Below are 22,360 nucleotides of genomic sequence, written 5' to 3' on the forward strand. Positions count from 1 at the left end.
CGATCGGTCAGTTGCTGGTCCGAGGCGCGTTCTCGTCCCGGTCTGCGAGCGTCTTGGCGATGACGCCCAGGGCCTCGGGCCGGGCCAGGCCGGCGTGGTCGGTGTCCAGGTGGTGCTCCTCGATGCGTCCCGTGACGTGGGGGCGCCAGCTGCCGGGGGTGAGCGCCGGGTCGGTGCGGCCGGCGCCGGCGGCGAAGAACACCAGGTCGCCCCCGAACGGCTGCGGCCGGAAGTTCTGGATGAGGCGCGTGTTGTTGAGGAAGACGCCGACCATGCGGCCGACCGAGTCGTCGTCGAGGTTGGCCAGGGCGCTGCCCGCCTCACGCAGGGCCTCGAGGACGGCGGCGCGCTGCAGCGGGGCGTCGCCGAAGGTGTCGGCGCGGTCGATGCCGGCGGCGTTGAGGAGGATCGCCAGGACCTGTTCCTCGCCGACCTCGTGTTCGGTGCCGTCGTAGGCGTCGGGGTAGGCGTCGAGGACGGCGAGCAGGCTCACTCGGGCGCCTTCGCCCTCGAGGCGGGTGGCGACGGCGTGGGCGACGAGGCCGCCGAAGGACCAGCCGAGGATCTCGTAGGGGCCGTTCGGCACCGTTTTGCGGATCTGTTCGGCGTAGTCGCGGGCCATGGCGTCGATGGAGGCGGGCAGTTCCTCCTCGCGGGCCAGGCCACGGGCCTGCAGGGCGTACAGGGGCTGTTCGCGGTCGGTGTGGCGCAGCAGGGCGGAGTAGATCCAGCCGAAGCCGCCCGCGGGGTGGATGCAGAACAGGGGCGGGCGGCTGCCGCCGGTGCGCAGCGGCAGGACCACGCCGAAGGGGTCGTGGGCGCTGTCGCCGCCGTCGATGCGGGCGGCGAGGGCGGCGACGGTGGGCGCCTCGAAGAGGGTGCGGACGCCGATGTCGGCGCCGAGGACGGTCCGCAGGCGGCCGACGAGGCGGGTGGCGAGCATGGAGTGGCCGCCGAGTTCGAAGAAGTTGTCGTCGGCGCCGACCCGCTGGGCGCCGAGGACCTCGGCGAACAGGTCGCACAGCATTTCCTCGCGGGGGCCGCGGGGCGGGCGTCCGCCGCCGCCGCCCCAGTCGGGCTCGGGCAGGGCGTCGTGGTCGAGTTTGCCGTTGGGGGTGACGGGCAGGGCGTGCAGGGCGACGAACGCGGCGGGGATCATGTAGTCGGGCAGCTGCTGTTCGAGGTCGGCGCGCAGTTCGTCGGGGCCGGCGCCCGCGGCGCCGGGGGCGGTGACGAGGTAGGCGACGAGGACCTTGTCGCCGGCGCGGCCGGGGCGGGCGACGACGGCGGCGCGGGTGACGTCCGGGTGGGCGGCGAGGGCGGTCTCGATCTCGCCGGGTTCGACGCGGAAGCCGCGGATCTTGACCTGCTGGTCGGCGCGGCCGCAGAAGTGCAGGACGCCGTCCGTGTCGCGGCGGGCGAGGTCGCCGGTGCGGTACATGCGGCCGCCCGTGTCGCCGAAGAGGTGGGCGAAGGGGTCGGCGGTGAAGCGTTCCGCGGTGCGGGCGCTCTGGGACCGGTAGCCGCGGGCGAGTCCGGCGCCGGCGATGTACAGCTCGCCGGTGACGCCGGGCGGGACGGGGCGCAGCCGTTCGTCGAGGACGTAGGCGCGGGTGTTGTCCAGCGGCCTGCCGATGGGGACGGCGGGCGGGATGCTGCCGGGGTCGGTGAACGGCAGCCAGGTGCAGCCCAGGGTGGTCTCGGTGGGCCCGTACAGGGTTTTGACGACGGTGCCGGGGCAGGCGGCCAGGACGCGGCGCACGGCGGTGGGCGACACGACGTCGCCGCCGGTCCATACGTCCGTGACGCCGGTGAAGACCTCCGGGTCCTCGTCGGCGATCACGCCGAACAGGCCCGCGGTCAGCAGCAGCGAGGTGACGCCCTGGGCGGCGAGGGTGCCTCGCAGGACAGTGGCGTCGATGTCACCGCGTGGTGCGACGACGATCCGGCCGCCGGCCAGCAGGGGGCTCCACAGTTCGAACGTGGAGATGTCGAAGGCGTACGGGGAGTGCATCAGGACGCGGGAGCCGGCGTGCATCTGCCAGCAGCGGTCGACGGCCAGCGCGATGGCGTCGCGGTGGGTGATGCCGATGCCCTTGGGCAGTCCGGTCGAGCCGGAGGTGAACATGATGTACGCGAGCTGGTCGGGCAGGACGGTGACGTGGGGGGCGGTGGTGTCCTGTTCGTCGGCGCCCGTGCCGGCGTCGACGATCAGGTTGGGCACGGCCAGTTGGGCGGCGGTGGCGGCGTGGTGGGCGTCGGTGAGCAGCAGGGCCGCGTCGGTGTCGGCGAGGACGTGCCGCATCCGGTCGGTGGGGTAGCCGGTGTGCAGCGGCACGTACACGCCGCCGGCCTTGAGGACGGCGAGGGTGGTGACGACGAGCTGCGCCGAGCGTTCGGCCAGGACCGCGACGCGGGTCTCGGTGGTGACGCCGTGGCGGATGAGGTGGCGGGCGAGACGGTTGGCGCGGGTCTCGAGTTCGGCGTAGGTGAGGCAGGTGCCTCCGCTTTCCGTGACGGCGAGGGCGTGCGGGGTGCGGGCGGCCTGTTCGGCGACGCGGCGGGGCAGGGACGCGGCGGCGGTGTGCAGGCCGCGGGGGTGGACGGTGTCGTTCCAGCCGGTGATCTGCCGGTCCGCCTCGCCGTCGCCGAGGATCGGCACGTCGGCGAGGTGCGTGTCGGGGTCGGCGGCCACGGCCCGCAGGAAGGTGATGAGCCGGTCGGTGAGTGCTTCCGCGGTGCTGCGGTCGAACAGGTCGGTGCTGTATTCGAGGACGGCGTCGATGCCGTGGGCCTCGCCCGCGGGGCCGTGCCGTTCCGCCAGGTTGAACGTCAGGTCGAACTTGGCGGCGCCCAGGTGGGCGACCTCGGGGCGGGCGGTGAGCCCGGGCAGTTCCAGGACGGCTTCGGGGGTGTTCTGCAGGGCGAGCAGCACTTGGAAGAGGGGGTGGCGGGACAGGGAGCGGCCGGGGTGGGCGTCCTCGACGAGTTTGTCGAAGGGCACGTCCTGGTGGGCGTAGGCGGCGAGGTCGAACTCCCGGACGCGGTCGAGGAGTTCGCGGAAGGTGGGGTTGCCGGAGGTGTCGGTGCGCAGGACGAGGGTGTTGACGAAGAAGCCGACGAGGTCGTCGAGGGCGTCGTCGGTGCGGCCGGCGATGGGGCTGCCGACAGGGATGTCGGTGCCGGCGCCGTGCCGGGTCAAAACGGCGGAGACGGCGGCCTGCAGCACCATGAACAGGCTGGCGCCGCCTGCGCGGGCGAGGGTGAGGAGCCGGCCGTGCAGGTCGGCGTCGAGGGTGCGGAAGACGGCTTCGCCGCGGTGGGCGGGGGTGGCGGGCCGGGGCCGGTCGGCGGGGAGCTGGAGCTCCTCGGGCAGGCCGGCGAGTGCTTGTCTCCAGTGGGCGGACTGCCGGCTGATGAGGCTGGTGGGGTCGTCCTCGTCGCCGAGGAGGGCCTGCTGCCACAGGGCGTAGTCGGCGTACTGGACGGGCAGCGGCGCGAAGTCGGGGGCACGGCCCGCGGTGCGGGCGGTGTAGGCGGTCACCAGGTCGCGGGCGAGGGGTGCCAGTGACCAGCCGTCGCCGGCGATGTGGTGCAGCAGGAGCAGCAGGACGTGCTCGTCGCCGCCGAGGCGGAACAAGGTGGTGCGCAGCGGCAGTTCGCGGGTGAGGTCGAAGCTGTGGCGGGCGGCGGCCGCCAGGTCGGCGGTGAGGGTGTTCTCGCTGCTGTCGGCGAGGTCGAGGGCGGGCCGGGCGGTTTCCAAGTCGAGGACGAGCTGGTGGGGGCTGCCGTCGTCCTCGGGGAAGACGGTGCGCAGGGTTTCGTGGCGCTCCACGAGGTCGCCGAGGGCTGCGGTCAGTGCGGTGTGGTCGAGGCGGCCGGTGAGGCGCAGTGCGACGGGCATGTTGTAGCCGGGGTCGCCGCCGGTGAGGCGGCCGAGGAACCACAGGCGGCGCTGGGCGTAGGACAGCGGGAGCCGGTCGGGCCGGGTGGCGGGCAGCAGGGCCGGGCGGGTGCCCTGCGCCTGCTCCAGCCGCTCCCCCAGGCCCGCGGCGGTGGGCGCCTCGAACAGGTCGCGCAGGGTGGCTTCGGCGCCGAGGACGGTGCGGATGCGGGAGATGAGGCGGGTGGCGAGCAGCGAGTGGCCGCCGAGGTCGAAGAAGTTGTCGTCGATGCCGACGCGTTCGGTGCGCAGGACCTCGGCGAACAGGCCGCACAGGATCTCCTCGCGCGGGGTGCGCGGGGCGCGCCCGGCGGCGCTCGGGGCGTCGGGGGCGGGCAGGGCGGCCCGGTCGAGTTTGCCGTTCACGGTGAGCGGCAGCACGTCGAGCGGCACGTAGGCGGTGGGGACCATGAAGTCGGGCAGGCGGGCGGCCAGGTGCTCGCGGACTTCGGCCAGGTCGGCGCCGGGCCGGGGCACCACGTAGGCGACGAGTCGTTCGCCGTGCGGGAGCACCGCGGCCTGGGCGATGTGCGGGTGGGCGGTGAGGGCGGACTCGACCTCGCCGGGCTCCACACGGAAGCCGCGGATCTTGACCTGGTGGTCGATGCGGCCGGCGAACTCCAGCTCGCCGGCGGTGTTCCAGCGCCCGAGGTCGCCGGTGCGGTACATGCGGGTGCCGGGTGCGCCGTAGGGGTCGGCGACGAACCGTTCCGCGGTGGTGCGCGGGCGGCCGAGGTAGCCGCGGGCGACGCCCGCGCCGGCCAGGTACAGCTCGCCGGTGACACCGGCCGGCACCGGGCGCAGCGCGCTGTCGAGGACGTAGACGCGGTCGTGGTCGACGGGCCGTCCGATGGGGGCGGAGGCCGGCCAGGCGGCGGGATCGGCGGCCAGGGTGTGGGTGGTGACGGCGTGCGTTTCTGCGGGGCCGTACACGTTGTGCAGGCGGCGGCCGGGTACGGCGCGGGCGAAGCCGCGCACGCGTTCGGTGGGGGTGAGGGCCTCGCCGCCCTGGAGGACGTCGGTGAGGTGGGGCAGGGTGCGGCCCTGCTCGGCCGCGGCTTCGGCGAGCGCCTCGATGACGAGGTTGGGGGCGAACAGTTCGCCGATCTGCCGCTCCTCGAGCCAGCCGGCCAGGAGTTCGGCGCTGCGGCGGACCTCCTCCGAGGGCACGACGAGGGTCTTGCCCGTCACCCACGGGGAGAGGATCTCCTGCACCGAGAAGTCGAAGCCGATGGCGGTGAACTGGGCGGTGCGGACCCCGGTGCCGCCGGGAAAGCGGCGGGCGTGCCAGGTCAGCAGGTTGAGCAGGCCGGCGTGGGGCATGACGACGGCCTTGGGGGTGCCGGTGGAGCCGGAGGTGTGGATGACGTACGCCGGGTGGGCGGGCAGCAGCGGTGTGGTGCGGTCGGCGTCGGTGAGGTCGCTGTCGTCGTAGCCGGACAGGTCCGCGGGCAGGGCGGTGAGGACGGTCACCGGCCGCGCGTCGTCGATCATGAACGCGATGCGTTCCGCCGGGTAGGAGATGTCGATCGGCAGGTAGGCGGCGCCGGTCTTGAGGACGGCCAGGAGTGCGACGTACAGCTCCGGGCTGCGCGGCAGGCGCAGGGCGACGACCTGCTCGGGGCCCGCGCCCAGGGTGACCAGGTGGCGGGCGAGGCGGTTGGCGTGGGCGTTGAGCTCGGCGTAGGTCAGCCGGCCATCGTCGTGCACCAGCGCCAGAGCGTGCGGCGTACGCGCCACTTGGCGTTCGAGAAGTTCCGGTACGCGCGCATCGTGGGCGTGCTCCGTTCCGTGCGTGGTGTTCCAGTCGTCGAGGATGCGGTGGCGTTCCGCGGCGTCGAGGAGTTCGACGCGGCCGATGGTGGTGTCGGGGTCGTCCGTGACGGCGGCCAGGAGCCGCAGCAGCCGGTCGACGAGCGCCTGGACGGTGGTGCGGTCGAACAGGTCGGTGGCGTATTCCAGGGCGGCCTGGATGCCGCCGGGGCCGCCGTCCGAGGTGCGGAGTTCGACCATGCTCAGGTGCAGGTCGAACTTGGCGATGCCCACGCCGACGGGCAGCGCCCGGGCGTCGAGGCCGGGCAGGGCCAGGCGTGCCTCGCCGCTGTTCTGGAAGGCGAGCATGACCTGGAACAGGGGGTGGCGGGCCAGGGACCGTTCGGGGCGCAGCCGTTCGACGAGCTTTTCGAAGGGCACGTCCTGGTTGGCGTAGGCGGCGAGGTCCGATTCGCGGACCCGCTCCAGCAGTTCGCGGAAGGTGGGGTCGCCGGAGGTGTCGGTGCGCAGGACGAGGGTGTTGACGAAGAAGCCGACGAGGTCGTCGAGGGCGTCGTCGGTGCGGCCGGCGATGGGGCTGCCGACGGGGATGTCGGTGCCGGCGCCGTGCCGGGTCAGCAGGGCGGCGAACGCGGCCTGCAGCACCATGAACAGGCTGGCCCGGCCGTCGGTGGCGAGGGCGGCGAGCCGCTGGTGCAGGGCCGGGTCGACGGTGAAGGGCACGGTGTCGCCGCGGTGGGTGGCGACGGCGGGCCGGGGCCGGTCGCAGGGCAGCTGGAGTTCCTCGGGGAGGTGCTCGAGCGCGGTGGCCCAGTGCGCCAGCTGGCGGGCGTGCCGGCTGGTGGGGTCGTCCTCGTCGCCGAGAAGGTCGCGCTGCCACAGGGCGTAGTCGGCGTACTGGACGGGCAGCGGCGCGAAGTCGGGGGCGCGGCCCGCGCGGCGGGCGGCGTACGCCTCGCCGAGGTCGCGGGCGAGCGGCGGCCAGGACCAGCCGTCGCCGGCGATGTGGTGCATCAGCAGCAGCAGGACGTGCTCGTCGTCTGCGAGGCGGAACAAGGTGGCTCGCAGCGGCAGTTCGCGGGCGAGGTCGAAGCCGCGGCGGGCGGCGCGGGTGAGGTCCGCGTCGAGGGTGTCGGCGTCGGTGTCGGCGGTCTCGAAGTGGGGGGCGGCGTCGTCGAGGATGTGCTGGCGCGGGACGCCGTCGTGTTCGGGGTAGACGGTGCGCAGTGCTTCGTGGCGGGCGGCGACGTCGGCGACCGCGGCGCGCAGGGCGCCCTCGTCGAGGGGGCCGGTCAGCCGCAGGCTCATCGGGATGTTGTAGGTGGCGCTGGGGCCTTCCATGCGGTGCAGGAACCACAGCCGGTACTGCGCGAAGGACAGCGGTATCTCGTCGGGGCGGGTGCGGGCGGTGAGCGCGGGGCGGGCTTCCTGGGCGCCGTCGACGCGTTCGGCGAGCGCGGCGACGGTCGGGGCCTGGAACAGGTCGCGGACGGCGAGTTCGGCGCCCAGGACGGTGCGGATGCGGCTGAGCAGCCGGGTCGCGAGCAGCGAGTGGCCGCCGAGGTCGAAGAAGCTGCGGTCGACGCCGACCGCGGGCAGGCCCAGCACCTCGGCGAACAGGGTGGACAGGATTTCCTCGCGGCGGGTGCGCGGGGCTTGTCCTGCGGCCTCGTCGCCGAGGTCGGGGGCGGGCAGCGCGTCGCGGTCGAGTTTGCCGTTGGCGGTCAGCGGCAGGGTGTCGAGCAGGACGTAGGCGGCGGGCGCCATGTGGGCGGGCAGGCGCCCCGCGACGAGGTCGCGCAGTTCGCCGACGAGCCGGCCGTCGTGGCGGCCGCGGGCGGGGTCGTTGGCGAGGGTCCGGTCGCCGCCGTGCGGAAGGTAGGCGGTGCCGTCGCCGGCGTACACCTCGAACGTGTCGTCGCCCTGGCCCCAGGTGCAGACGGCGCCGAGGGCGTACACGCTGTGCGGGTCGAGGCTGTCGGCGGGCGCGGGGGCGTCGAGCAGGGCGCAGGCGTCGGCGAGCGCCCCGCGCTCGAGTGCCGCTCGTGCGCGTGTCTCGTGCACGAGGCGGGCGTTGGGTATGCCGGTGATGCGCACGGGGCGGGGGCCGGCGACGACGCGGGCGAGTTCGTCGAGGGTGTCGAGGTCGCTGCCCCAGTGCAGGGTCTCGGCCGGCGTGTCGGTGGGTTCGCCGCCGCGGCGCAGGGTGACGTCGTAGCGGTGGCGGCTCATCTCGTTGTGGTGGGCGCCGGTGCGCAGGGTGATGTCGGCGCAGGTCAGGTGCGGGTCGCGGGCGGCGAGGTCGGGGAAGAAGTCCGGGTCGAGCAGGAGCTCCTTCTCGGTGGTGAGGGACTGCTCGACGGCGCGGCGTACGGCGGCGGGGTCGGCGAAGGCGCCGGCGCGGCGCAGTTCGACGGCGGTGCGGAAGGCGGTGAGGGTGCGCAGGTTGCGGATGTCGCCGAGGAAGATCGTGCCGCCGGGGGCGAGGAGTTCGGCGGCCCGGTGCAGGACGTCGGCGAGGTAGCGGGCGTCGGGGAAGTACTGGACGACGGAGTTGAGGACGACGGTGTCGAAGTGTCCCTTGGGCAGGTCGTCGGTCTCGTGGGCCGCCCGGGCGTGGACGGTGACCTTGTCCGCCAGGTCGGGCCGGGCCTCGAGGTGGTTCCTGAGCTGGGCGACGACGCTGTGGGAGAGGTCGGTGCCCCAGTACTCGTCGACGTGCGGTGCGACCTGGGACAGGATCAGGCCGGTGCCGCAGCCGATCTCCAGGACGCGTGCGGGGCGCAGGGCGAGGACGCGTTCCACGGTGGCGGCGCGCCATTCGCGCATCTCCTCCAGACCGATCTCCTCGGCGGTGTAGCTGCTGTTCCAGCCGGAGAAGTCCTCGCCGAAGGCGCGGCCGGGTTCGGCCTCGTACAGCGATTCGTAGGTCTGCTGCCACATGTCGACCTGGTCGGTGCCCTCACCCCCGTCGCCCGGGCCGCTGTCGGCGGTGGTGTCGCGTACGACGTAGGCGACGAGCTGTTTGTCGCCGGCGGTGTCCTCGCGGGCGATGACGGCGCTGGTGGCGACGGCGGGGTGGGCGGTGAGGGCGGTCTCGATCTCGCCGGGTTCGACGCGGAAGCCGCGGATCTTGACCTGCTGGTCGGCGCGGCCGGCGAAGTGCAGCTGTCCGCCGGTGTCCAGGCGTGCCAGGTCGCCGGTGCGGTACATGCGGGTGCCGGTCTCGCCGAACAGCAGGGCGTACGGGTCGGGTACGAAGCGCTCGGCGGTCAGCGCGGGGCGGCCCAGGTAGCCGCGGGCGATGCCGGCGCCGGAGACGTACATCTCGCCGGTGACGCCGGGCGGCACGGGCCGCAGCCGCTCGTCGAGGACGTAGACGCGGGCGTGGGCGACGGGGCGGCCGATGGGCAGGGCCGCGCCGTCGGCGGCGGGGGCGCTCATGGTGGCGCACACGGTGGTCTCGGTGAGCCCGTAGGCGTTGACCATGCGGCGGCCGGGCGCGAAGCGGGAGATCTGGTCGGGGGCGGTGGCGTCGCCGGCGACGATCAGGTCGGTGCCGGGCGGCAGGGCGCCGTCGGGCAGGGCGGGCAGGGCGCTGGGCGGCAGGGCGATCAGGGTGATGTGCCGGTCGTGGACGAGCCGGGCCAGCGACGGGCCGGGCAGCAGGTCGTCGGCGTCGGCCAGGACGAGCCCGGCGCCGGTCAGCAGCGCGGAGGTGAGCTCCCACAGCGCGGCGTCGAAGCTGATGGACGCGAAGTTCAGGACGCGGCTGTGGGTGCCGAGGCCGAAGGCGGCGGCCTGGGCGGGCAGGGTCGCGGCGGCCGCGCGGTGTGCGACGACGACGCCCTTGGGCAGGCCGGTGGAGCCGGAAGTGTAGATGACGTAGGCGGCGTGCGCGGGCAGCAGCGGCGCGCTGCGGTCGGCGTCGGTGAGGTCGCTGTCGTCGTAGCCGGACAGGTCCGCGGGCAGGGCGGTGAGGACGAGCGCGGGCGCCGCGTCGGTGTGCATGTGGGCGATGCGGTCGGCCGGGTAGTCGGGGTCGACGGGCAGGTAGGCGGCTCCGGACTTCCACACCGCGAGCAGTGCGGTGATCAGGTCGAGGGAGCGCGGCAGTTGGAGGGCGACGACCTGTTCGGGGCCTGCGCCGTGGGTGACGAGGTGGCGGGCGAGGCGGTTGGCGCGGGCGTTCAGCTGGGCGTAGGTCAGCGACCGGTCGCCCATGACGAGGGCGGTGGCGTCGGGGGTGCGGGCGGTCTGCGCCTCGAACAGGGCGGTGAGGGTGTGCTCGCCGGGCGGTGGCGCGTCGGTGGTGTTGAGGGTGACCAGCAGGCGGTGGCGTTCGGCGCCGTCGAGCAGGTCGATGGAGCCGATGGTGCGCTCGGGTTCCTCGGTGACGGCGTCCAGCAGGCGCACCAGGCGGGCGCCGAGGGCTTCGACGGTGCCGCGGTCGAAGAGTTCGGTGCTGTATTCCCAGTCGCCGCGGATGCCGGTGCGGGTGCCGTCGGCGGTGTGCTCCTCGACGACGGCGAGGCCGAGGTCGAACTTGGCGAAGCCGACGCGGACCGGTTCGGGCGCGACGGCCAGGCCCGGCAGGGCGAGGTCGGCGGCGGGCATGGACTGCAGGGCCAGCACGACCTGGAAGAGCGGGTTGCGGGCCAGGGTCCGCTCCGGGTTGACCTCTTCGACGAGCTTCTCGAAGGGCAGGTCCTGGTGCGTGTAGGCGGCGAGGTCGAACTGCCGCACGCGTTGCAGGAGTTCGCGGAAGGTGGGGTCGCCGGAGGTGTCGGTGCGCAGGACGAGGGTGTTGACGAAGAAGCCGACGAGGTCGTCGAGGGCGTCGTCGGTGCGGCCGGCGATGGGGCTGCCGACGGGGATGTCGGTGCCGGCGCCGTGCCGGGTCAGCAGGGCGGCGAACGCGGCCTGCAGCACCATGAACAGGCTGCTGTCGCACGCCTTGGCCAGCGCGGTGAGCCGCTCGTGCAGGTCGGCGTCGATCCGGAAGGGCACGGTGGCGCCCTGGTGGCTCGAGGCGGCGGGCCGGGGCCGGTCGCAGGGCAGGTCCAGGTGGGCGGGAGAGCCGCTCAGCGCCTGGCGCCAGTGGGCGAGTTGGGCGCCGTGCAGGCTGGTGGGGTCGTCGGCGTCGCCGAGGAGGGCCTGCTGCCACAGGGTGTAGTCGGCGTACTGGACGGGCAGCGGCGCGAAGTCGGGGGCGCGGCCCGCGGTGCGGGCGGTGTAGGCGGTGGCCAGGTCGCGGGTCAGGGGTGCCAGTGACCAGCCGTCGCCGGCGATGTGGTGCAGCAGGAGCAGCAGGACGTGCTCGTCGTCTGCGAGGCGGAACAAGGTGGTGCGCAGCGGCAGTTCGCGGGTGAGGTCGTAGGGCTGGGCGGCGGCCTCTTCGAGCAGGCCGGCGAGCCGGTGCTCGTCGGTGGGGACGGTGTCGAGGTCGGGCGCCGCGTCGGCGGGGGCGAGGATGTGTTGGTAGGGCTCGCCCGCGTGGCTGGGGTAGAGGGTGCGCAGTGTTTCGTGGCGGGCGGTGACGTCGGCGAGCGCGGCCTGCAAGGCGTCCTTGTCGAGGGTTCCGGTGAGGCGCAGCGCGAGGGGGATGTTGTAGGTGCTGTTGGGTCCGTCGAGGCGGCCGAGGAACCACAGGCGGCGCTGGGCGTGCGACAGCGGGAGCCGCCCCGGCCGGGGGGCCGGGGTGAGCGCGGGGCGGGCTCCGGCGGCCTTGTCGAGGCGTGTGCCGAGGCCGGCGACGGTGGGCGCCTCGAACAGGTCGCGCAGGGAGATCTCGACGCCCAGGACGGTGCGGATGCGGGAGATGAGGCGGGTGGCGAGCAGCGAGTGGCCGCCGAGGTCGAAGAAGTTGTCGTCGATGCCGACGTGCGGCAGCTTCAGCACGGCGGCGAACAGGGTGGCGAGGATCTCCTCGCGCGGGGAGCGCGGGGTGCGCTGCACCGCGGCGGCGGCCTGCGGTGCGGGCAGGGCGGCCCGGTCGAGTTTGCCGTTGGCGGTCAGCGGCAGCGCGTCCAGGATCACGATCGCGGCGGGCACCATGAAGTCGGGCAGGGTGCGGGCGAGTTCACCGCGTACCGCTGCCGCGTCCAGGCTCTGCTGGGCGGGGACGGTGTAGGCGACGAGGCGTTTGTCGCCGGGCCGGTCCTCGCGGACGACGACGGCGGCGCGGGCGACGGCGGGCAGGGCGGTGAGGGCGGCCTCGATCTCGCCGGGTTCGATGCGGAAGCCGCGGATCTTGACCTGGTGGTCGGCGCGGCCGGCGAACTCCAGCTGCCCGTCGGTGTTCCAGCGCCCGAGGTCGCCGGTGCGGTACATGCGGGCGCCGGGTTCGGGTGCGTAGGGGTCGGCGACGAAGCGTTCGGCGGTGAGCTTCGGCCGGTGCAGGTAGCCGCGGGAGACGCCGGCGCCCGCCAGGTACAGCTCGCCGACCGTGCCGGGCGCCACCGGACGCAGTGCGCTGTCCAGGACGTACACGCGGGCGCCGGCGACGGGGCGGCCGACGGGGGCGGGCTCGCTCCAGGCGGCGGGGTCGGCGGGCAGGGCGGTGCCGGTCATCACATGGGTCTCTGCGGGCCCGTAGTGGTTGTGCAGCCGGCGGCCGGGCACGGCGGCGGTGAACTCGCGCACGGTGCGGGTCAGGGCGAGGGCCTCGCCGGCCTGGGCGATGTGGCGCAGGTCGGGCAGGGTGCGGCTCTGCTCGGCCGCGGCCTCGGCGACGGCTTCGATGACGAGGTTCGGTGCGTACAGCTCGTCGATGTGCTGCGTCTCGAGCCAGCCGGTGAGCTGTTCGGCGCTGCGGCGTACCTCTTCGGAGGGGACGACGAGGGTCTTGCCGTGCAGCAGGGCGGAGAGGATCTCCTGGGCGGCGACGTCGAAGCCGATGGTGGTGAACTGGGCGACGCGGGTGCCCGCGCCGCCGGGTATCTCGCGCTGGTGCCAGGCGAGCAGGTTGACCAGCGCCTGGCCGGGCATGACGACGGCCTTGGGGGTGCCGGTGGAGCCGGAGGTGTAGATGACGTACGCCGGGTGGGCGGGCAGCAGCGGTGTGGTGCGGTCGGCGTCGGTCAGGTCGGCGCCGTCGTAGGCGGACAGGTCCTGGCCGGTCTCCTGGCCGGTGAGGACCACGGCGGGGCGGGCGTCGGCCATCATGAACGCGATGCGTTCGGCCGGGTAGGCGGTGTCCACCGGCAGGTAGGCGGCGCCGGTCTTCAGGACGGCGAGGAGTGCGACGTACAGCTCCGGGCTGCGCGGCAGGCGCAGGGCGACGACCTGCTCGGGGCCCGCGCCCTGTTCGACGAGGCGGCGGGCGAGGCGGTTGGCGCGCATGTTGAGCTCGGCGTAGGCCAGTGAGGTGTCGCCCACGACGAGGGCGGTGGCCTCGGGGGTGCGGGCGGCCTGCGCCTCGAACAGTGCGGGCACGGTGGCGAGCTGCTCGGCGTCGCCGGCCTGGTTGAACTCGTGCAGGACCTGGCGGCGTTCGGTGTCCAGGAGCAGGTCGAGGCGGCCGACGGGCAGGCCGGGGCCGTGTGCGGCGATGTCGGCCAGCAGCGCGTCGAGCCGGCCCAGCAGGCGGCGGGCGCCGGCCTCGTCGAGCACGTCGCCGCGGTGGTCGAGGCGGAAGCGGATGCTCTGTCCGGGGATGGCGAGCAGACTCAGCGGGTAGTGGGTGGCGTCGCCCACCTCGAAGCCCGCCAGGCGCATGCCGCGTGCTTCTGCGGTCAGGACGGCCGGGTCGAGCGGATAGTTCTCGAACACCACGACGGTGTCGAAGAGTTCGCCGGTGCCGGCGGCGGACTGGACCTCGGTCAGGGACAGGTGGCGGTGCTCGATGAGCGCGGCCTGTTCCTGCTGGACGCGGCCGAGGAGTTCGGCGAGGGTCTCGAAGGGCCGGATGCGGACACGCACCGGCAGGGTGTTGATGAACATGCCGATGGTCGATTCGATGCCGGGGATCTCCGGCGGCCGGTGGGCGACGGTCGCACCGAACACGACGTCGTCACGGCCCAGTTCACGGCCCAGGAGCAGCGCCCAGGCGCCCTGCACCAGGGTGTTGAGGGTCAGGCCCGCCGCGCGGGCGTGCGCGGTGAGCTGCGCGGTCGTCGCCTCGTCGGTCTCGTGCCAGATCTGGCCGGGCAGGGCGGCCGCGGCGGCGCCGCCGCGGCCCGCTCCGGCGCCCGCGAGCAGGCTCGGGCCCTCCAGGCCGTCCAGCGCGGTGCGCCAGGCGGCGCGGGCGGCGTCGTCGTCGCGGCCGGCGAGCCACGCCAGGTAGGCGCGGTAGGGGGTGACGGGCGGCAGGCCCGCGTCGTCGCCGCGCTGCTCGTACAGGGTGAACAGTTCGCGCACCAGTAGGGGCATGGACCAGCCGTCGAGGAGCAGGTGGTGCGTGGTCAGGACGAGCTTGTGGTGTTCGGGGGCGAGGGTGAGCAGGCCGAAGCGGATCAGCGGCGGGGCGCCGGGGTCGAATCGTTCGGCGCGGTCGTCGGCGATGTAGCGCCGGGCGGCCTGCTCGCGTTCGGTGTCGGTGAGGGCGCTCAGGTCGCGGGTGTGCCAGGGCAGCGGCACCTCGTGGGGCACGAACTGGACGGGCCGCTCGACGTTGTGCTGCCAGAACCCGGCGCGCAGGTTGGGGTGGCGGCGCAGCAGGGTGCGGGCGGCGGCCCGCAGGTCGGCCGGGTCCAGCGGGCCGCGCAGCTCGAAGACCATCTGGACGGTGTAGACGTCGGTGCCCTGGGTCTCTGCTCCGTAGGTGACCTGGAAGAGGAGGCCTTCCTGGAGCGGGGACAGGGGCAGGACGTCGGCGAGTCCGGACCGGGTCATGGTGACACCTTCCACGCGGCTTCGAGCTGGTCGATCTGGTCCTGGCTGAGTTGGACCAGGGACAGGTCGGAGGGGGTGATGCCGCCCGCCTCCGGGCGTTCGGCATGAGCGACGAGTGCGTTCAGGGCGCGGAACCAGGTCTCGCCCAGGTCTCGCACGGCCGGCTCGTCGAGGAGGCGGCCGGCCCAGGTCCAGGTGGCCTGCAGGCGGGGGCCGGCGGGCTCGTCGCGGGTGAGGGCGTTGACTTCGACGGCGTGCGCGAGCGGCAGCCCGGGGTCGGTGCCGTCGCCGATCGCGTCGGCGTCGGGGGCGGCGGCCCACAGGCCGTCGGCGCCCTCGGAGGCGAACCGGCCCAGGTAGTTGAAGCCGAGTGCGGGGGTGCCGTGCGGGGCGAGCGCGGCGAGGCTGCGGCCGGTGCGGGCGTCCAGGTGGCGCAGCAGGCCGTGGCCGATGCCGCCGTCGGGGATCTTGCGCAGTTGCTCCTTGATCCGTTTGACGGCGGTCCCGGCGGCGGGGCCGCCTGCCAGGGCGTCGTCCCGGTCGAGTGTTCCGGGCGCCAGGCGCACCGGGTACATGCTGGTGAACCAGCCGACGGTGCGGGAGAGTTCGGCGCCGCTCGTGCCGGGTTCGCGGCCGTGTCCTTCGAGGTCGATCAGGACGGCGTCGCTGTCGCCGAGGCCGCGGCGGCGGCGCCAGTCGGCGACGGCGAGTGCGAACGCGGTGAGCAGGATGTCGTCGACGCGCCCGTTGAACGCGGCGGTGACGGTGGTCAGCAGCGCGGCTGTGGTCTCGTGGTCGAGGGTGAGGTTGAGGCTGCGGGCGGTCGCGGCGGTGTCGAGGTGCGGGTCGAGGGGCTGGGCGGTGACCGGTGCGCAGCCGCCTGCCAGCATCCCGGTCCACAGGGCGAGTTCGGCGGCGCGTTCGGGCTGCTCGGCTTCCCGGGCGAGGTGCTGGGCCCAGGCGCGGAAGGAGGTGGTGACCGGCAGCAGGGTGCCGCCGGCGCCCGGCGCGGTCGCCTCCCAGGCCGTTTTCAGGTCCGGGAGCAGGATGCGCCAGGAGACGCCGTCGACGACCAGGTGGTGCAGGGTCAGCAGGAGCCGGCCGGGGCGGCCTGTTCCCGCGTCGAGCCAGACGGCCTGGCCGTTGAGGCCGGCGAAGGGGGCGAGGCGCTCGCGCGAGACGGCGGCCTGCTGCCGGGTCAGGGCGGCGAGGGCGGTGTCGTCGAGGCCGGCCGTGTCCACGCGGCGCACCCAGTCTTCGGCCCGTACGCTGCCGGGCGGCTCGATCCGCATCGTCCAGGAGCCCGTGTCGTCGCCCTGGGGTGCGCAGAAGCGGGCCCGCAGCACGTCGTGGTGGTCGAGCAGCGTCTGCACCGCGGCGACGAGCCGCTGTTCGTCCAGTCGCGGCGGGACGGCGACGGTCATCGTCTGGCTGAACGCCTCCACGGGGCCGCCGCGTTCGCGCAGCCAGTGCATGATCGGGGTGAGCGGCACCTCGCCAGTCGCGTCGGCGGCGAGGGACGCCCGCGGGCTGTCGTCCTCGGTGAGCGAGGCGGCGACGCCTGCGAGCTGGGCGACCGTCTTGTGCTCGAAGATCTGCGCGGCGTTCAGCACGAGCCCGGCGCGGCGGGCTTTGCCGACGAGCTGGATGACCATGATGCTGTCGCCGCCGCGGTCGAAGAAGCTGTCGTCGATGGAGACGGCGTCGGTGCCGAGGACCTCGGCGAACAGGACCGCGAGGAGCTCTTCGCGCGGGGTGCGCGGGGCGCGGCCGGCGCTGTCGGCGGCGCCGAAGTCGGGGACGGGCAGGGCGCGGCGGTCGAGTTTGCCGTTGCCGGTCAGCGGCAGCGCGTCGAGGGCGACGAACGCGGCGGGCACCATGTAGTCGGGCAGCGCGGCGGCCACGTGCCGGCGCAGCACGGCAGGGTCGGCGGTGGCGCCGGGCGCGGGGACGACGTAGGCGACGAGGCGTTTGTCGCCGGGCCGGTCCTCGCGCACGAGGACGGCGCTCTGCGCGACGCCGGGGTGGGCGCCGAGGACGGACTCGATCTCGCCGAGTTCGATGCGGAAGCCGCGCACCTTGACCTGGTGGTCGGCGCGGCCGAGGAAGGTGAGGACGCCGTCGCGTCGCAGGCGCACCAGGTCGCCGGTGCGGTACATGCGCTCGCCGGGGGCGTAGGGGTCGGCGACGAACCGTTCGGCGGTGGCGTCGGGGCGGCCCAGGTAGCCGCGGGCGAGTCCGGAGCCGCCGATGTACAGCTCGCCGGTGACGCCGGGCGGCACGGGCCGCAGCCGGTCGTCCAGGACGTGGCAGGTGGTGTTGTCCAGGGGGGCGCCGATGGGGACGGTGGTCTCCTGCTGCCACGGGGAGCGCATGAAGTGGTGGGTGGCGAAGGTGGTGGTCTCGGTGGGGCCGTAGCCGTCGGCGACCATGGTCGACGGGGAGGCGGCCAGCACCCGGGCGACGGCGGCCGGGGAGACGACGTCGCCTCCGGTCCACACCTCCCGCACGCCGGTGAAGCACTCCGGGCTCTCCTCCGCGAGGAGGTTGAACAGGCCGGAGGTGAGCCACATGCCGGTGACCTTGCCGTCGACGATCGCCCGCTCGAGGGCGCGGGTGTCCAGGTCGCCGGGCGGGGCGACGACGACCGTCCCCCCGGACAGCAGCGGCACCCACAGTTCGTACTGGGAGGTGTCGAAGGAGTACGGGGAGTGCAGCAGCACCCGCTGCTGGTTGCCGGTGCGCCAGCAGGTGTCGGCGGCCAGCGCGGCGACGTCGCCGTGGGTGATGGCGACGCCCTTGGGGTTGCCGGTGGAGCCGGAGGTGTACATCACGTAGGCGAGCTGGTGCGGGTGCGCCGGCACCACGGGCAGCGGCTCGCCGCCGGTGGGCAGTTCGTCGACGACGAGGACGTCGGCGTCGCCCGCCCAGGAGCGGCAGTCGTACGCGGTGTCGGTGTCCCGGTCGGTGAGCAGGACCCGGGCCTGGACGTCGGCGGTGATCAGGCGCATCCGGGAGGCCGGGTAGCGGGTGTTGAGCGGCACGTAGAAGCCGCCCGCCTTGAGGACGGCGAGCAGCGACACGACCAGGTGCACCGAGCGCTGCTGGAGGACGGCGACGGCCGACTCGCGGCCGACGCCGGCGGCGGCGAGGCGGCGGGCGAGGGCGCCGGAGCGGGCGTCGAGTTCGGCGTAGGTCAGTTCGGTGCCGTCGTCGCCGACGACGGCGACCGCTTCGGGGGTGCGGCGGGCCTGGGCGGCGAAGAGTTCGGCGAGGCCCGCCCGCGGCACGGGCCGGGCGGTGTCGTTGAAGGCGGCCAGGCGGGCGTGTTCGGCCTCTTCGAGGAGGTCGTGGGAGTGAACCGGCGCCTGCGGGTCGGTGACGACGGCGTCGAGGAGCCGCAGCAGCCGGCCGGTGAGGGCCTCGGCGGTGGCCCGCTCGTACAGGGCGGTGTCGTACTCGAGGTCGCCGTCGATGCCGGCGAACTCCTCGCCGCTACCGCGGTGTTCGACGAGGTTGAAGGTGAGGTCGAACTTGGCGACGCCGAAGTCGACGTCCTCGCGCCGCACGTCCAGGCCCTTCAGGTGCGCCCGTGCCTCGAAGTCCTGGTAGGACAGCACCACTTGGAACAGCGGGTGGCGGGCGGCCGACCGTTCTGGCTGGAGCCGCTCGACGACCCGGTCGAAGGGCACGTCCTGGTGGGCGTAGGCGGCCAGCGCCGTGGCGCGTATCCGGGCGAGGAGTTCGGTGAACGTCGGATCGCCGGAGGTGTCGGCGCGCAGCACGACCGGGTTGACGAAGAAGCCCACCAGATCGTCGAGCGCACTGTCGGGGCGGGAGGCGGTGGGGCAGCCGATGGGGATGTCGGTGCCCGCGCCCAGGCGGGTGAGCAGGGCGGCGAGCGCGGCCTGCAGCACCATGTGGCAGGTCGCGCCGTGGGCGCGGGCGAGCGTGTCCAACCGGGCGTGCAGCTCGGGCGGTACGGCGAGCGGCACGGAGCCGCCGCGGTGTTCGGCGACGGGCGGGCGGGGGAAGTCGGCGGGCAGCTCGAGCTGGTCGGGCAGGCCGGCCAGGGTGCTCTCCCAGTGGGCGAGCTGGTGGGTGGCGAGGCTGTCGGGGTCGCGCTCGTCGCCGAGGAGTTCACGCTGCCACACGGCGAAGTCGGCGTAGCTGACGGGCAGCGGCGGGAAGTCGGGGGCGCGGGCGGCGAGCCGGGCGGTGTAGGCGGTGGACAGGTCGCCGAGCAGGGGCCGCAGCGACCAGCCGTCGCCGGCGACATGGTGCATCAGCAGCAGCAGGACGTTGTCGCCGTCGGGCAGGGTGAACAGGTGGGCCCGTATCGGCAGTTGGCAGTCGAGGTTGAACGGCTCGCGGGCGGCTGCGGTCAGGGCGGCCGGGAGCTGCTCGTCGTCGACGCGGGACTCGATGACCCAGGGGCGGGCCTGCTCGGGCGGCAGCAGCCGGGGGGTCACGCCGTGCTCGCCGCGCGGGTAGACGGTGCGCAGGCTCTCGTGCCGGGTGACGACGTCGTACAGGGCGGAGCGCAGGGCGGTGCGGTTCAGCGTGCCCGACAGCCGCAGCGCCAGCGGCATGTTGTAGGTGGGGGCGGCGCCCTCGACCTCGCGCAGCACCCACATGCGGTGCTGGGCGTAGGAGGTGGGGCGGGGGCCGTCGCCGTGCTCGAGCCGGGTCAGCGGCGGGCGGCCGGTGGCGGCGGTGCGCACCCGGGCGGCGAGGCCGGCCGGGGTGGGGGCCTCGAAGAGGTCCTGGATGGTGATCTCGGCGCCGAGGGTGTCGCGTACGGCGGCGATGAGCCGCCCGGCGAGCAGCGAGTGGCCGCCGAGGGTGAAGAAGTCGCTGTCCGCGCCCACCTGTCCGGTGCCGAGGGTGTCGGCGAAGATACGGCGCAGGGCCTCTTCGCGGGCGTCGGCGGGCGCGGCGGGGGCCGGCCCGTCGGCGGGCGCAGGCGTGTGCGGGGCGGGCAGGGCGGTGCGGTCGAGTTTGCCGTTGGCGGTCAGCGGCAGCGCGTCGAGCGGGGTGAAGGAGGCGGGCACGCAGTGCGCGGGCAGCTGTCCGGCCAGCAGGCGCCGCCAGCCGTCCGGGTCGGGCGCGGCGCCTGCGGCGGGGACGGCGTAGGCGGCGAGCCGGCGGTCGCCGGGCCGGTCCTCGCGGACGACGACGGCGGCCTGGGCGACGCCGGGGTGGGTGGCGAGCACGCTCTCGATCTCGCCGAGCTCGATGCGGAAGCCGCGGATCTTGACCTGGTCGTCGCCGCGTCCCAGGTAGGTGAACGTACCGTCGTCGAGGTGGCGCACCAGGTCGCCGGTGCGGTACATGCGGGTGCCGGGCGGGCCGTAGGGGTCGGCGACGAACCGTCCGGCGGTCAGGGCGGGCCGGCCCAGGTAGCCGCGGGCCAGGCCCGCGCCGGCGACGTACAGCTCGCCGGTGAAACCGGCCGGCACCGGGCGCAGCGCCGCGTCCAGGACGCGGGGGCTCAGGTCGGGGATGGTGCCGCCGAGCAGGGAACGGGCGCCGGGGACGGCATGCCGGGGGCCGAGGGCGGCGTGCGTGACGTGCACGGTGGTCTCGGTGATGCCGTACATGTTGACGAGGCGGGCGGCGGTGCCGCGGCGGGCGTACCAGTCGGCCAGGCGGGCGGGGTCGAGGGCCTCGCCGCCGAACACGATGTGGCGCAGGGCCAGTTCGGGCGGCTGGGGGCGGCCGCGGTCGGCTGCGTCGAGCTGGTGGAAGGCGGTCGGTGTCTGGTTGAGGACGGTGACCTTCTCGCGGGCCAGCAGGTCGAGGAAGTCGCCGGGCGAACGGCTGACGTGGTACGGGACGACGACGAGCCGGCCGCCGTGCAGCAGCGCGCCCCAGATCTCCCAGACGGAGAAGTCGAAGGCGTAGGAGTGGAAGAGGGTCCACACGTCGTCGGGACCGAAGCCGAACCAGTGGTCGGTGGCGTCGAACAGGCGCACCACGTTGCTGTGCGGGATCACCACGCCCTTGGGGCGTCCGGTGGAGCCGGAGGTGTAGATGACGTAGGCGGGGTGGGCGCCGTCGACGGCCACCTGCGGGTCGGTGTCGGGGTAGCCGCCGAGGTCCTGTGCCATCGCCTCGCCGTCCAGGACGAGGACGGGCTCGGCGTCCTCGATCATCCAGGCCAGGCGGTCGGCCGGGTAGTCGGGGTCCAGCGGCAGGTAGGCAGCGCCGGACTTGAGGACGGCGAGCAGGGCGACGACCAGGTCGAGGGAGCGGGGCAGGGTGAGCGCGACGAGCCGCTCGGGGCCGGCGCCTTGCTCGATCAGCCGGTGGGCGAGGCGGTTGGCGCGGGCGTCGAGCTCGGCGTAGGTGAGGTGCTCGCCGTCGTGGCTGACGGCGACCGCGCCGGGGGTGGCGGTGGCGCGGGCGGCGAAGAGGGAGTGCAGGGCCGGGGCGGCCGCCCCGGCCGTCCCGGCCGCAGCGGTGGCCGGGGCGGTGATGTCCTCGGTGGTGTCGGCGGCGTGCACGCGGGCGAGGGGCGTGTCGGGGCTGCTCGTGGCGAAGGCGCGCAGGAATCGGCTGAAGCGCGCCAGATGCGCGTCGGTCTCGGCCTCTGTGTACACCGCCGGGTTGGCCTCGAGGTCGATGCGCGCCCCGCTGCCGTCCGGCTCCTCGTACACGGAGAACTTCAGGTCCTCCACGGGCCCGGTCGACACGGGATGCACGGCCGCCGCGGGCCCGCCGAAGTCCAGGCCGCGCGGGTAGGGCATGACGTTGACCACGGGCCCGTAGGCGCGTTCGCCGACGGCGCCGAGCTCGCGGCGCACCTCCTCGTAGGGGTAGCGCTGGTGGCGCAGCAGCGGCTGCAGCGCGTCGCGCACGGCGGCGACCAGGTCGGCGAGCGAGGCGGCGGGGCGGGGTTCGACGTGCAGCGCCGGGACGTTGGCCACGGTGCCCGGCGCGCGGCGGGCGGCGGAGGTGCGGCGCGCGGTGACCGGCAGGCCGAGGGTGATGCCCCGCTCCCCCGTCAGCCACTGGACGTACGCGGCGACGACGGCCGGCAGCGCGACCTGCCGGCCGGTGTCGGCGGCGCGGGCCACGGCGTCGAGGCCGTCCAGCACCTCGCGTCCGGCGAACGCGGTCCGGCGCAGCGCGTGCGGCGCGGCGGGGGCCGTCGTGCCGCCGAGGGTGACGGGGGCGGTGCGGGGGGCGGCGAGCCAGTGGGTGCGGTCGGCGGCGTAGGCGTCGGATGCGCGCCAGGCGGCTTCCGCCTCGACCAGTTCCCGGATGCCGGTGGCGGTGTCGGTGTCGGTGGTGTCGCCGCGGTAGGCGGCGGCGACACGCTCGGCGACGAGCCGGAAGGCGTAGCCGTCGAGCAGCAGGTGGTGCACGTGCTGGAACCAGCGGTGGCGGCCGGGCGCGAGGGTGATCAGCGCCTGGGTGAACAGCGGCGCGCCGCCGGTCACGTCGAGGGGGCGGCCGATGACGTCCCGCATCCAGGTGTCGGCGGCGGCCGCGGGGTCGTCGGCGCCGCTGACGTCGATCCGGTGCAGGGGAAAGGGGACGTGCTCGGCGATGCTCTGGGTGACGTTCCCCTCGGCGTCGGTGTGGAAGCGCAGCCGCAGCGCGTCGGTGCGGGCGACGGTCTCGCGCACTGCCGCCTCGAGGCGGTCGGCGTCGACGTCGCCGGTGAGTTCGACGTACTCGCCGGTGTTGTAGACGGGACTGCGCGGGTCCCGGGCCTGCGCGAACCAGATGCCGAGCTGGGCTGCCGTCAGCGGCAGGCGCGCGTCGTCGGGAACGGGCACTTCTCCCCCAAGGTCCGGG

2 protein-coding genes are annotated in these 22,360 nt (G+C 74.5%); both read right to left on the reverse strand.

Going from position 1 to position 22,360, the window contains the following annotated elements; translation table 11 throughout:
* Positions 1-7: 7 nt before the first annotated feature.
* Positions 8-14,551, reverse strand: coding sequence for an amino acid adenylation domain-containing protein (locus ACIQ7Q_RS29895; protein ID WP_403868809.1), 14,544 nt, complete (start codon positions 14,549-14,551; stop codon positions 8-10).
* Positions 14,548-22,341, reverse strand: coding sequence for an amino acid adenylation domain-containing protein (locus ACIQ7Q_RS29900; protein ID WP_403868812.1), 7,794 nt, complete (start codon positions 22,339-22,341; stop codon positions 14,548-14,550). The genes ACIQ7Q_RS29895 and ACIQ7Q_RS29900 overlap by 4 nt, the downstream gene beginning before the upstream one ends.
* Positions 22,342-22,360: the final 19 nt, after the last annotated feature.

Origin of the sequence: Streptomyces sp. NPDC096176 (genome assembly GCF_044763255.1) — a bacterium.
Lineage (GTDB): Bacteria > Actinomycetota > Actinomycetes > Streptomycetales > Streptomycetaceae > Streptomyces.

Bases quoted from the DNA above. Each gene is read 5' to 3' on its own strand.
- ACIQ7Q_RS29895 (WP_403868809.1), bottom strand. From the start codon at position 14,551: ATGACCCGGTCCGGACTCGCCGACGTCCTGCCCCTGTCCCCGCTCCAG.